Genomic DNA, 13,934 nt, shown 5'->3' on the forward strand with positions numbered 1-13,934 from the left:
GGCAGAAGTAAAGTACTACTCAGGCCTTCGGCGTGGCGAAGACGTTGATGGTGTACTCGGACAGGGTGTAACCCATTTCCTCGGCAATCTTGTGCAAGCGCTTCTCGATCTGGGGATCGTGAAACTCCTTGACCTCGCCGGTCTTGCTGCACACCAGGTGACCGTGGTGGCGCTCGCCGTCATTCAACTCGTACACAGCCTTGTTGCTGCCGAGCTGGTTGCGCTTGAGCAGGCCAGCCTGTTCAAACTGGGTCAACACACGGTACACCGTCGCCAGGCCGATTTCGATGTTATCAGCCATCAACAGGCGATAGACATCTTCAGCAGTCAGGTGACGTTGTTCGCTGTTGCGAAACACATCCAGAATTTTCAGGCGGGGAAAGGTTACCTTAAGCCCACTATCCTTGAGTTCAATCTTATCCGATGCCACTTGTTCTCTCCAGATAGAACGCGGTTAACTCGGGTTTTACGGCAACGGACACCACGCCCAGCCACCGAAACCATTCGACCGCACACTGCCGACGCGCTTCCTAAGTGCCAAGAAACGCACGACTACCCCGTCGCCGAAACTTTATGATGCACCCAGGCACGCGACACGTACCCGGAACTCGAACAGCCATGGACAGCCGGCAGAAATTCCCGACTATTGAAGTTTAGCGGTTCTGCAGCCCAGAGCAAGCCTGGGCAGGCAAATTACTTCTGGCGTGCTTTGAAACGGGGATTGGTTTTGCAGATCACGTAGATCTTGCCGCGACGGCGCACGACTTGACAGTCACGATGACGCTCTTTCGCGTTCTTGAGCGAAGCAACCACTTTCATGGGATTTTCCTTGTTGAACTGGCGACAGACCGCTTACAGAGTGTGCTCGACCGCGCCGCTGATAATCGAAACCGTACGGGCCATGAAAACCTGAACCCATAGCCCGGCAAAAACCTGTCTGGCAAAAGCCATACAGGCATAGTTAGCCCTAAAGGATAACACAAGCCCAAGCATCGAGACAAGAAATGCCTGGAATATCGCTGGACTATCGGCTTCTGCACCACAGCAGGATCATGACCGACAGTGTAGCGCCGCCAGCACTTTGCTGAAACGATAACGATGTGTCCCTTCGTTTCCTAGATTTCAGTCAGTCACAGTCCAGACGCCCCGACAGCGTAAAATGATGTTTTGCGTTTTCTTTCCGGTTGCCCGCACTATGTTCAATCCGTCACGCGATCAGGTGCGCCAGTTCTTCATCGAAGCATGGCGCAAGCACCGGGCCGGCGAAGTCCAGACCCCGCTGGAAGCCATGGCCGTGGAATGGATGGCCGAGCATCCCGAATACCATCAGGATCTCGAAAGCGAAGAAGCGCTGGCCACTGACTATTCCGTGGAACAAGGCCGCACCAACCCCTTCCTGCATCTCTCCATGCACCTTGCGATCGAGGAGCAGTTGTCCATCGACCATCCACGCGGCATACGCGCCGCTTTCGAACGCATGGCCAACCGCAGCGACCGCCACCACGCCATCCATGAAATCATGGAATGCCTGGGCCAGGTGGTCTGGGAATCGCAGCGCCTGGGAACGCCGTTGGACAGCGACACATATATCGAACTGATCCGCCAACGCGCCAGCAAGTAGGCCCGGCCCGGCGACAAAAAAGGGCCCCCACGCGGCGCCTTCGGCTTGCTGCCCCCCAAGGGGGCGTTTTTGTCTTGGGGCGGCCCGGCGACAAAAAAGGCCCCTGCCCGGCAACCCTCGAAAGGATTGCCGGGACAGGGGCCTTCGTGTTTCCTGCGCGCCTGGGCAAGCCGGGCGCGGGAACCCTTAGGCCAGTTGCTTCAGGGTTTCATTGAAGGTGGTGCTCGGGCGCATGGCCTGGCTCACCAGCGACAGGTCGGGACGGTAGTAGCCCTTGATATCGACCGGCTTGCCTTGCACTGCGGCCAGCTCGGCCACGATCTTGGCTTCATTTGCCGTCAGCGCCTTGGCCAGCGGTGCGAATTGCGCCTGCAAGCCTGCGTCTTCGGTCTGCTCGGCCAGCGCCTGGGCCCAGTACAACGCCAGGTAGAAGTGGCTGCCACGATTATCCAGGCCACCGACCTTGCGGGCCGGCGAACGGTTTTCGTCGAGGAAGCGGCCGGTGGCCTGATCCAGCGTCTTGGCCAGGACCTTGGCCTTGGCGTTGCCGTAGGTGTCGCCCAGGTGTTCCAGCGAAGCGGCCAGCGCCAGGAACTCGCCCAGCGAATCCCAGCGCAGGAAACCCTCTTCCAGGAATTGCTGGACGTGCTTGGGTGCGGAACCGCCAGCACCCGTTTCGAACATGCCGCCACCGGCCATCAGCGGCACGATGGACAGCATCTTGGCGCTGGTTCCCAATTCCATGATGGGGAACAGGTCGGTCAGGTAGTCGCGCAGCACGTTGCCGGTGACAGAGATGGTGTCCTTGCCGGCGCGGATGCGCTCCAGCGACAGGCGGGTTGCCTCTTCGGGCGGCAGCACGCGGATATCCAGGCCGGTGGTGTCGTGATCCTTCAGGTAGCGCTCGACCTTGGCGATCAGCTGCGCGTCGTGGGCACGCTTGGGGTCCAGCCAGAACACGGCGGGTGCACCGCTGGCGCGGGCACGCGTCACAGCCAGCTTGACCCAGTCGCGCACGGCGGCATCCTTGGCCTGGCAGGCGCGCCAGATATCACCGGCTTCCACGTTCTGTTCCATCAGCACGTTGCCGGCATCGTCCGTCACGCGAACCACGCCCGCGAATGGGATCTGGAAAGTCTTGTCGTGCGAACCGTACTCTTCGGCAGCCTGGGCCATCAGGCCGACGTTGGGCACGCTGCCCATCGTGACCGGATCGAACGCGCCGTTGCGCTTGCAATCCTCGATGACGACCTGGTACACGCCGGCGTAGCAGCGGTCCGGGATGACGGCCTTGGCATCGTGCAGGCCGCCATCGGCGCCCCACATTTTGCCGGACTCGCGAATCATGGCGGGCATGGAGGCGTCAACGATCACATCGCTGGGCACGTGCAGATTGGTAATGCCCTTGTCGGAGTTCACCATGGCCAGCGCCGGACGCTTGGCATATTCGGCCTTGATGTCGGCTTCGATCTCGGCACGCTTGTCAGCCGGCAGCGAGGCCAGGCGGGCGTACAGGTCGCCAATACCGTTATTGGGATTGAAACCGGCTTCCTTCAGGACGTCGGCGTGCTTGGCCAGCACGTCGCTGTAGAAGGCTTCGACGACCTGGCCGAACATGATCGGGTCGGACACCTTCATCATGGTGGCCTTCAGGTGCACCGAGAACAGCACGCCCTTTTGCTTGGCGTCTTCGATCTGCGCATCCAGGAAACGACGCAAGGCAGCCTTGCTCATGACGGCGCTGTCGAGGATTTCATCAGCCTTGACCGGCGTCTTTTCCTTCAGCACCTTGACGCTGCCGTCAGCGCCATGCAGGGTGATCTTCACATTGCCGTCGGCGGCGATCAGCACGGACTTTTCGCTGCCGTAGAAGTCGCCATCTTCCATGTGCGAAACATGCGACTTGGAATCGGCCGACCAGGCACCCATCTTGTGCGGATGCTTGCGGGCATAGTTCTTGACCGACAGCGGAGCGCGGCGGTCAGAGTTGCCTTCACGCAGCACCGGGTTCACGGCGCTGCCCTTGATTTTGTCGTAACGGGCCTTGATCGCCTTCTGTTCGTCGCTGACGGCCTCTTCCGGGTAATCCGGCAGGGCGTAGCCTTGCTGCTGCAATTCCTTGATCGCAGCCTTCAGCTGCGGAATCGAGGCGCTGATGTTCGGCAGCTTGATGATGTTGGCTTCCGGGCGGGTCGCAAGCTGGCCCAGTTCGGACAGATCGTCCGACGCTTTCTGCGCGTCCGTCAGGAATTCGGGGAAGGTGGCGATGATGCGACCGGCCAGCGAAATGTCCCGGGTCTCGACCGCGATGCCCGCGGACCGGGTGTAGGCCTGAATGATGGGCAGCAGCGACTGGGTAGCCAGCGCGGGTGCTTCGTCAGTATGGGTGTAGAGGATCTTCGACGTGTTAGACATTTTTTCTCGTTAACTTGCTCAATCACGGAAACCGCGGATACTTCGCGCAGCACAGCATCGGCCGGTCAAGGCACGATGCATGCAGCGCCGTTCACCGTGGGGACGAACGGCACCCTGGCACTATTGCGGGCCTGTATCAGCTTCGACGACAAGAAAGGGATCTTGGCTTGCGCCGTGGGGAAAAGCACGCAAGGCCGGCATCGGTTCTGGAGCCGAAGACGCCGAAAAAAGGCGCCCTGAGGGCGCCAACGAGTATAGCAAGAAAAGCTCTCATCTTCGGCCAAACCGAGGACAAGCCAAGGGAAACAGCGCAATAGGGGTCTGCACCGGGTAGCGCCGCGCCGGAACCCGCGACCGGTTTCCCGGCTGGCACGGATTCCAGCGCACCGGCAGATGCCGGCCGCGCCCCATTCCCATCCTTTTTCCGGCTATGGCTTCTTGGAAAAGTCACCGGCAATGGCACGGCTCCAGTCGTCCGGATGCATGTACTTGCGCAGCACGCGGTTGACTTCCGCTGCGTCAAGCTGGCGCAGTTTCTGCTCGAATGCCTCGACCCAGGCAAAGCTGCGGCCGGTTTCCTGGTAGTTGGACCAGCGCTGCGCCAGATTTTCATCCACCGTCCGCGACAGGCGCTGGTAATTCAACAACGCCTCTATGCCCTCTGCCACTTCCTTGTCCGTAAAGCCTTTCTCCAGCGCCTCGCTCAAGGTCTCATTGATCAGGGTTTCCAGGCGTTCGCGGTTGGACGGTGCGAAGATGGCATAGACACGCCAGCGTGCCGCCGGTTCGAAGGCCGATACCGTGGCATGGCTGCGCACGCTATAGGACAGGCCCGCTTCTTCCCGGATCTTCATCCAGAGGCGCGAGGTTTCCGAAGCGCCCAGCAAGAAGTTGGACAGCATCAACGCCGGGTAATCCGGATTGTCGTCCTGCATCTCGAAGCTACCGCCAGCCAGATAGAATGCGTTGGCCTTGTCGGGCGTTTCAATTTCGAACTGCTGGGCGTCGACCTTGCGATAACCGTTATCCACGCGGGTATAGCTGGGCGCCTTGCGCCAACCGGCAACACCTTCCACCAATGCCTGTTCAGCGGCTTCGGCATCGAAATCGCCCACCGCAGAGAACGTCAGCTGGCCGGCGCCATAGAACGCCTCGTGAAAAGCCTTGAGCTTTTCCCGCTTGACCGCCTTGAGGTCATCGAGTTCTTCCTGGAAGGTCGGCTGATAGCGCACGTCATCCTTGGCCCAGGGGTTGTCATGGCGCGCCAGTGCCTTGCCCGCCAGCCCCATGGGATCGCTCATGGCATTGCGCAGCCGGTTGCTTTCCTGGCCCAGGTAGGTTTTCAGCTCGTCCTGCGGAAACACCGGATTGCGCAATAGGTCGAACACCAGCGCAATCATCCTGGGCAGGTTCTCACGCGGCGCGGACAACGTTACCTCCACCTGCCCCTTGCCGCCAGAAATTCCCAGGGTACCGCGCAGGCTGTCGATCTCGTCATTGATCTCCTGGCGCGAACGGGTCTTGGTGCCCATGCCCAGCATATCGGCCACGATCTCTTCTTCGACACGGTGGCCCTTGAGAGTCTCCGCATCACCGAAGTACAGCTTCAAGACTGCTTCGGCACGCTGGCTGCGGGTACTCTTGGGCAACATGGCGATGCCGATGCTGCCGTTGGGCAGCGTCAAGGTCTTGCGCATGGTGGCCGCGTCAATGGCGGCGGGACTGGTATCAAAGACTTCTGCGGGAGGCGCCTGGCCATCCCCGGCGTAATCAGCCACCAGTTGCGCCACATCGGGTGCCGCCAGTTCGGGCGCACGCACCGGCTTGTCCGTGGGTACGTACCGGCCCGAGGTACGGTTGCTGCGCACCAGATAACTGCGCGACACCGATTCCACTTCGTCCAGCCCGGCATTGCGCACCCAGTCGCGCTGCAGGAAGAACAGGCGCCAGTCGCCGGCGGCAATGGCTTCCGTCAGCGCAATGCCCAGGCTTTGCGCATCGCCGAAGGTTCGTTCCCAATCGGTCAGCCACTGGTTGCGGGCACGGTCCAGGTCCTGTTGCGACATCACCCGCTTGCCCTGCGACTCCAGCACGTCGGTCAGCGCTTCCAGAGCCTTGTCTTCGCTCATGCCTGGCTGCAACTGCGCGCCGAACATGGCCACGCCGGCATCGCGCCGCGCCATGGCGAAACCGAACACGCCGGTTGCGAGATTGTTCTGCACCAGGTCCCGGTACAACTGCCCCGACGGCGTATCGGACAGCATCATGGTCGCCAGGTTGAAATAGACATAGTCCGGCGCTGCGGCGGAAGGCACGTGATACAGGGCCGCCACCATGGGGGTTCCGCCAACGCGCCTGACGGTGACGCTGCGTTCGCCATCCTGCACGGGCTCCACGGTATATTCACGCGGCAACTCGCGCTGCGGACGGGGAATCTTGCCGAAGGCATCGGCAATCATGGCCAGCGTCGCCTCTTCATCGAAAGCACCGCTCAGGACCAGCACGGCATTATCCGGCTGGTAATAGACACGGTAGAAATTACGCAGCTGGGCAATATCCACATTCTCGACGTCGCTGCGCGCGCCTATGGTGCTCTTGCCATAGCTGTGCCATAGATAGGCGGCTGACTGCATGCGCTGCATCAACACCCGGAAAGGGCTGTTTTCGCCACTTTCCATTTCATTGCGCACCACTGTCATTTCCGAGGCCAGGTCTTCGCTGGCAATCGTGGAGTTCACCATGGCGTCGGCCTGCCAGCGCAGATACCACTCCAGGTTTTCCGGGCTGGCGGCGAAACTGGCGTAGTAATTGGTGCGATCGGTAGAAGTCGTACCGTTGGCCTGCAAGCCACGCCGCGAAAATTCTCCCAGTGCATTGGGCGTGGTGGGAGTCCCCTTGAACAGCATGTGCTCCAGCAGGTGTGCCATGCCGGTCTGACCGTAGTTTTCGTGACGAGACCCCACGAGATAGGTCATGTTGACCGTGGTCACCGGTGTGGATGCATCAGGAGCAAGCACTACTTTCAGCCCATTGGCCAACCGATACTCGCTGACGCCTTCGACTGTCGCAACCTTGGACACCCCTGCAGGCAGGGTTGCTGCAACCAGTACGGGCGGTGCGACCAGTCCCAACGCCATGGCCATCAAACCCTTGACCACTCTATTAAGATTGAAAGACATAGCCCTCCCAGAAATCAGTTGATATGACTGCGGCTGCTCCGCGATGCCCATGGCGCCATGCCATGGTGCCACGTATGCAGAGTGGCGGCCCAATGCCGCACATGCCATGCCCAATGCTGGCACAAACATTAGATATAAACAATAAATCAGACACGGCAGGCCGGCCAGTTTAGACCGATGTTCCTGCGTGCCGCCAGCGGAGTTTGTAAAGCTTTTTCATTTCGCTTCACTGCAGCTGGGCAACAGCGTCCCACCCTGCTCCGCCTCACCCTCCCTCACAGGGCCGGACAAAAAAATGCCGGCCACGCGGGCCGGCATCATGGACAGGACACACCTGCCGCGGAAATCAGCCCGAAGGCCCATAATCAGGAAAAGAATTCACGGACCCGGTCCGTCCAGGATTTGCTCTGCGGGGAATGCCTGTCGCTGCCGCCCTGGTTGAGTGAAGTCTCGAACTGCCGCAGCAGGGATTTCTGCTCGTCACTCAGGCGGACGGGGGTCTCCACGACCAGGTGGCAGTAGAGATCGCCGGGGTAATTGGAGCGCACGCCACGGATACCCTTGCCGCGCAAACGGAAAGTCTTGCCCGACTGGGTGCCTTCCGGAATGGTGATTTCCGCCTTGCCATTGAGCGTGGGAACCTGAATATCCCCCCCCAGCGCCGCCGTCGTAAACGGAATGGTCAGCTCGGCATGCAAGTCGTCGCCATCGCGCTGGAAAATATCGTGTTCGCGAATATGCACTTCCACGTACAGATCGCCCGGAGGCCCGCCATTCAGGCCGGGTTCACCGTTGCCACTGGAACGGATGCGCATGCCGTCGTCAATGCCGGCCGGAATACTGACCTGCAGCGTCTTGTTGCGGCGCAGGCGTCCCGCACCGCCGCATTTGTCGCAAGGGTCGGTGATTTCCTCGCCCGAACCATGGCACGTCGGGCAGGTTTGCTGAACGCTGAAAAAGCCCTGCTGCATGCGCACGGCGCCAGCGCCGCCGCAAGTGCGGCAAGTACTCTTGCTGGAGCCCTTTTTGGCACCGCTGCCATGACAGCTGTCACACTCATCCCAGCCCGGAATGCGGATTTCCGTATCGAAGCCATTGGCGGCCTGTTCCAGTGAGATCTCCAGACTGTACTGCATATCCGCGCCACGATACACCTGCGGGCCGCGTCGGCCACCGGCCGCCGCACCGAAGATATCGCCGAAGATATCGCCGAATGCTTCGGCAAAACCGCCCATGCCACCCTGCCCGCCGCCCATGCCACCATTCTGATCGACACCCGCATGGCCGTAACGGTCATAGGCCGCGCGCTTGTCCGCCTCGGACAGCACTTCGTAGGCGGCTTTGACTTCCTTGAATCTTTCTTCGGCTTCCTTGTTCCCCGGATTGCGATCCGGGTGGTACTTCATTGCCAGCTTGCGATAAGCCTTTTTGATATCGTCATCCGAGGCGCTTTTGGACACCCCGAGCGTTTCGTAAAAATCGCGTTTTGCCATGATTGGATCCGTCACGCAGCCCACACGGGATGCGTCAACCCCATAAAGCCATACCCGGCCACCGCCAAACAAGGGCAGCGCCGGGCATGACGGGAGCCGCAGCCCCCGTTGAAATCACCTGGAACCAGGAGCCGGCGCGCCCTGCCACTGCAGGGCGTACCGGACTGCCGGTGCTTACTGGTCGCGCTTGACTTCCTTGAAGTCGGCATCCACGACGTTGTCGTCAGCCGGCTTCGCTTCTTCCTGCGCACCACCGGCCTGGGCCTGCTGCGCCTGCATGTCGGCGTAGATCTTCTCACCCAGCTTTTGCGAGGCAGTCGTCAGCGCTTCGACCTTGGCTTCCAGTTCGGCCTTGTCGGCGTTGTCCTTCAGCGCAGTCTCGACGTCAGCCACGGCCTTCTCAATGGCTTCCTTCTCGGACGCCTCCAGCTTGTCGCCATGCTCGCCCAGAGACTTGCGGGTGGCGTGCACCAGGGCATCCGCCTGGTTGCGAACCTGGGCCAGCTCGGCGACCTTGCGGTCTTCCTCGGCATTGGCCTCGGCGTCCTGCACCATGCGCTGGATTTCCTCTTCCGTCAGGCCGGAGTTGGCCTTGATGGTGATCTTGTTTTCCTTGCCGGTGCCCTTGTCCTTGGCCGACACATGCAGAATGCCGTTGGCGTCGATGTCGAACGTGACTTCGATCTGCGGCAGGCCGCGCGGAGCCGGTGCAATGCCTTCCAGGTTGAACTCGCCCAGCATCTTGTTGCCGACGGCGATTTCACGTTCGCCCTGGAACACCTTGATGGTCACGGCCGGCTGGTTGTCATCAGCCGTGGAGAACACCTGCGCATGTCGCGTCGGAATCGTGGTGTTCTTCTGGATCATCTTGGTCATCACGCCACCCAGTGTCTCGATACCGAGAGACAGCGGGGTCACGTCGAGCAGCAGCACGTCCTTGCGGTCGCCGGACAGCACGGAACCCTGGATGGCAGCACCTGCAGCAACGGCTTCGTCAGGGTTGACGTCCTTGCGCGGCTCCTTGCCGAAGAATTCCTTCACGGCTTCCTGCACCTTGGGCATGCGGGTCATACCGCCGACCAGGATCACGTCGTCAATCTCGGAAACCTTGACGCCGGCGTCCTTGATGGCCACGCGGCAGGGTTCGATGCTGCGTGCGATCAGGTCTTCGACCAGGGCTTCCAGCTTGGCGCGGGTGATCTTCAGGTTCAAGTGCTTGGGACCGGAAGCATCTGCCGTGATGTACGGCAGGTTGATTTCGGTCTGTTGGCTGGACGACAGCTCGATCTTGGCCTTTTCAGCGGCTTCCTTCAGGCGTTGCAGCGCCAGGACGTCCTTGGACAGATCAACGCCTTGTTCCTTCTTGAACTCGTCGATGATGTAGCCAATGATGCGCTGGTCGAAATCTTCACCACCCAGGAAGGTGTCGCCGTTGGTGGACAGCACTTCGAATTGCTTTTCACCGTCGACATCGGCGATCTCGATGATGGAAACGTCGAAAGTACCGCCGCCCAGGTCATAGACGGCAATCTTGCGGTCACCGGCTTCGCTCTTGTCCAGGCCAAAAGCCAGGGCAGCAGCCGTCGGCTCGTTGATGATGCGCTTGACGTCCAGGCCAGCAATACGGCCGGCGTCCTTGGTTGCCTGACGCTGGCTGTCGTTGAAGTAAGCCGGCACCGTGATCACGGCCTCGGTCACTTCTTCGCCCAGATAGTCTTCGGCAGTCTTTTTCATCTTGCGCAGAATTTCCGCCGATACCTGGGGAGGCGCCAGTTTCTTGCCGCGCACTTCCACCCAGGCGTCCCCGTTGTCGGCCTTGATAATGGAGTAAGGCATCAGGTCGATGTCTTTCTGCACGGCCTTTTCGTCGAACTTGCGGCCGATCAGGCGCTTCACCGCGAACAGGGTGTTCTGCGGGTTGGTCACGGCCTGGCGCTTGGCCGGCGCGCCGACCAGCGTTTCGCCATCGTCCATGTAGGCGACGATAGAAGGCGTGGTACGCGTACCTTCTGCGTTTTCGATAATGCGGACCTGGCCGCCCTCCAGAACTGCCACGCAGCTGTTGGTCGTGCCCAGGTCAATACCAATGATTTTGCTCATGTCTAGAGTACCTTGCTCAAATAGTCAGATTCGTTGCTTGCCGGGCATCACGCCCTCATGCTGGACTATCTGGGGACGATCGACGCAATTTCAAGCGTCCCCGCTGAAAATATGCAGCCAGTTGCTGCGTCCCATGGCTTTCCGTTACGACTGCCCGGCCGAAACCATCACCAGCGCCGGGCGCAGCACGCGCTCGGAAATCAGGTAACCAACCTGCAGCGTATTCGCCACGGTGTTGGCCGGTTGCTCCGACGGCACGCTGGAAATGGCCTGATGCAGGTTGGGATCGAAACGCTCGCCTGGCGCCGGGGCGATCTGCTTGAGCTGATGGCGGTCGAAAGCGGCCGACAACTGCTTGAGTGTCACATCCACGCCTTCGCGCAGGGCTTCGGCGGTCTGGTTTTCCAGGGCCAGCGCAGCCTCCAGGCTGTCGCGCACCGGCACCAGGCTTTCAGCGAACGACTCGATACCGAACTTGCGGGCCTTGGCTACGTCTTCCTGCGACCGGCGGCGCACGTTTTCCGCCTCGGCATGGGCACGCAGCACCTGGTCCTTCAATTCGGCGATCTGGGCCAGCGCTTCATCCAGCTGCGCCTGGAGGTCCGTTTGCGCCTCTGCGCCAGCGGCCTGCTGCTCCGCCTGGTCTTCCGGGTGCACCTGTTCGGGCGAATTGCTATCCGTCATGTCGATTATCTCCGCGAAATTCATAAGAAATGGCTGGGCCCGTCAGCACAGGCCGGCGCTGAACCGGCACTGCGCATCCACGCGCCTAGCCTTGTAACACCAATGCGCCAGGCCACCGGCCTGCGGTTTCTGGAACCACCGGCCAGCCCTGCCCTGAACTGGCAAAGCAGTCACACGCGCATTGGCCTGCACACTGCAGGCACCGCATCCGCTATCGCGGGAATGGTACCTCCGCGCCTATAACTGGGGGCAGTCCCGCCGGTTTCAAGCCCAAATGCCACAGAAAGCCCAGCCGCCGCCCTGCTGGGCCGGCCGGGCCACCATCATTCAGCCGGCCACACCGCCTGCCGGGGCGGCATCCAGCCGCTGCGCGATCAGGTCCGTCAAGGCCGCCAGCCAGGCGGGCGCATCATTCATGACGGGAATGTAGCGGAACTGGCGTCCGCCCGCTTCGAGGAAGGCATCCCGTCCTTCCATGGCGATTTCTTCCAGCGTTTCCAGGCAATCCGAGGTAAAGCCGGGACACACCACATCCACACTGCCGACGCCAGCCCGGCCCCAGGCTTTCAACGTACCCTCGGTATCCGGCTCCAGCCACTTGGCCGGGCCGAAGCGGCTCTGGAAGGTCACGGCATAGCGTTCCGGCGACAAGCCCAGGCGTGCCACCAGCGCCAGCGCCGTCTGCATGCAATCCCGATAGTAGGGGTCGCCCTGCTCGACGCAGGCACGCGGCAGGCCATGGAAGCTCAACAGCAGCCGGTCCGGTTCGCCCTCAGCCTTCCAGCGATGGTTGATGGCAGACGCCATCGCCGCGATATAGCCTGCATCGACATGAAAGCGCTTGATAAAGGACAGTTCCGGCTGGTCGCGCATGCGGGCGGCCGTCCGCATGACCTGATCCACGGCCGTGGCCGTGGTGCTGGCGGCGTACTGCGGATAAAGCGGCACGCACAGGATGCGCTCACAACCCGCTTCCTTGAGCGACTGCAAGGCCTGCTGCGCCGAAGGTTGCCCATAGCGCATGCCCACGGCCACTGTCGCATCCAGGCCGTTGGCCGCCAGCCCGGCCTGCACTGCCTGTGCCTGGCGCTGGGTATAGACCAGCAATGGCGAGCCGCCATCCATCCAGATACTGGCATAGCGCGGCGCCAGCCGTGACGGGCGCCGCGTGAGAATGGCGCCATAGAGCACCGGCTTCCATAGCCAACCGGGCAGCTCGATAACACGCGTATCCGAGAGAAACTCCGCCAGATAGCGCCGGATCGCCGCCGGGGTGGGCGCATCCGGCGTCCCCAGGTTGAGCAACAGCACACCCTGCCGGCCATACGCACCCGCCCCGTCGGGCGCTGGCTTGATTTCAAAAAGGTCGGAGCGCCGGGGTTCTGACAGATATTTCATGGCCTAGTCTCAAGAGTTGGGCTGACTGAGCGCGTTCGACAACAGCCTGGCAGTGATATCCACGATGGGAATCACTTTGTCGTACGCCATGCGCGACGGCCCGACCACGCCCAGCGTGCCCACGACCTTGCCGTCCACACCATAGGGCGCTGTCACGACGCTGATATCCTCGAAGGGCATCAACTGCGATTCGCCGCCGATGTAGATCTGCACTCCCTGTGCGCGGCTGGATACATCCAGCAACTGCAGGAGTTCGGTACGCTTTTCGAACAACGAGAACATGCGGCGCAGGCGATCCATGTCGGACGTGATGTCTTCGACCTCGAGCAATTTGCGCTCGCCGGAAATCAGCACGGCATCGCCTTCGTTCTCGACATCGACACTGGTTTCCACCGCCGCCATCATCAAGCGCGAAATATCTTCGCGCAGCTGGTCCAGTTCCGACGCCAGCGTACGCTTGACGACATCGAAGGATTTGCCAGCAAAATGCATGTTGAAGTAATTGGCCGCTTCCAGCAGTTCGGATTCGTTGTAATCGCGCGGCGTAAAGAGGATGCGGTTCTGCACATCGCCATCCGGCGTAATAATGATCAGCAGAACCTTGCGTTCCGACAGCCGGATGAATTCGATCTGGCGGAATACCTGCGAGCGCTTGGGCGTGAGCACCACTCCGGCGAACTGAGTCAGATTGGACAGCATGCTGGCAGCCGCCGAAACCGTACGTACCGGATCGGCCACAGGCAAGCGGGTTTCGAAGCTGACCCCGTCGGGTTCAAAAGGACGCGCAGCCAGCAGGGTATCGACGAAAACGCGATAGCCGCGCGGCGTCGGCACCCGGCCGGCAGACGTGTGCGGGCTGTGGATCAGCCCGAATTCCTCGAGGTCCGCCATGATATTGCGTATGGAGGCCGGTGACAGATCGAACACTTTGGACAGCGTGCGCGAACCGACAGGCTGTCCATCGGCGATGTACCGTTCTATCAGGGCCTTCAGCAGAGAGCGTGCGCGATCATCCATCATGGGTTCATTTTAGGATGCTTTTCA

10 protein-coding genes are annotated in these 13,934 nt (G+C 61.0%); 1 reads left to right on the forward strand and 9 read right to left on the reverse strand.

Translation table 11 applies throughout. The features are described from left to right. Positions 1–19 precede the first annotated feature (19 nt). Positions 20–430, reverse strand: coding sequence for a ferric uptake regulation protein (locus EV679_RS10350; protein WP_068374011.1), 411 nt, complete (start codon positions 428–430; stop codon positions 20–22). A 263-nt stretch (positions 431–693) separates the two neighbouring features. Next, complete coding sequence (ykgO, locus tag EV679_RS10355; RefSeq protein ID WP_068374019.1) at positions 694–819, reverse strand: type B 50S ribosomal protein L36; 126 nt, start codon at positions 817–819, stop codon at positions 694–696. A 376-nt stretch (positions 820–1,195) separates the two neighbouring features. On the opposite strand from ykgO, the gene EV679_RS10360 reads away from it, so the two are divergent. Then, positions 1,196–1,621: a DUF1841 family protein gene (locus tag EV679_RS10360; protein WP_068374022.1), complete on the forward strand. Its 426-nt coding sequence runs from the start codon at positions 1,196–1,198 to the stop codon at positions 1,619–1,621. Positions 1,622–1,807: 186 nt separating this feature from the next. On the opposite strand, the gene EV679_RS10365 is transcribed toward EV679_RS10360, so the two are convergent. The 7 genes from EV679_RS10365 to hrcA all read right to left on the reverse strand — a co-directional run bounded on the left by EV679_RS10365 (position 1,808) and on the right by hrcA (position 13,907). Further along, positions 1,808–4,036, reverse strand: coding sequence for an NADP-dependent isocitrate dehydrogenase (locus tag EV679_RS10365; RefSeq protein WP_068374025.1), 2,229 nt, complete (start codon positions 4,034–4,036; stop codon positions 1,808–1,810). Positions 4,037–4,464: 428 nt separating this feature from the next. After that, entirely contained in the window at positions 4,465–7,179 is a 2,715-nt protein-coding gene (locus EV679_RS10370; protein ID WP_130487330.1) for a M16 family metallopeptidase, read from the reverse strand. A gap of 401 nt (positions 7,180–7,580) precedes the next feature. Then, complete coding sequence (gene dnaJ, locus EV679_RS10375) at positions 7,581–8,708, reverse strand: molecular chaperone DnaJ (RefSeq protein WP_130487148.1); 1,128 nt, start codon at positions 8,706–8,708, stop codon at positions 7,581–7,583. Between the two features lie 174 nt (positions 8,709–8,882). Then, a complete protein-coding gene (dnaK, locus tag EV679_RS10380) occupies positions 8,883–10,808 on the reverse strand; it encodes a molecular chaperone DnaK (protein ID WP_127773429.1) in 1,926 nt (641 codons plus the stop codon). A 144-nt stretch (positions 10,809–10,952) separates the two neighbouring features. Continuing rightward, on the reverse strand, positions 10,953–11,492 hold the full coding sequence (gene grpE / locus EV679_RS10385; RefSeq protein WP_068374184.1) for a nucleotide exchange factor GrpE: 540 nt from the start codon (positions 11,490–11,492) through the stop codon (positions 10,953–10,955). A 327-nt stretch (positions 11,493–11,819) separates the two neighbouring features. After that, complete coding sequence (hemH, locus tag EV679_RS10390; RefSeq protein ID WP_130487149.1) at positions 11,820–12,890, reverse strand: ferrochelatase; 1,071 nt, start codon at positions 12,888–12,890, stop codon at positions 11,820–11,822. A gap of 9 nt (positions 12,891–12,899) precedes the next feature. Continuing rightward, positions 12,900–13,907: a heat-inducible transcriptional repressor HrcA gene (gene hrcA, locus EV679_RS10395; protein WP_068374035.1), complete on the reverse strand. Its 1,008-nt coding sequence runs from the start codon at positions 13,905–13,907 to the stop codon at positions 12,900–12,902. Between the last annotated feature and the right edge of the window lie 27 nt (positions 13,908–13,934).

Source organism: Kerstersia gyiorum (assembly GCF_004216755.1).
In the GTDB taxonomy this organism is placed as follows: domain Bacteria; phylum Pseudomonadota; class Gammaproteobacteria; order Burkholderiales; family Burkholderiaceae_B; genus Kerstersia; species Kerstersia gyiorum.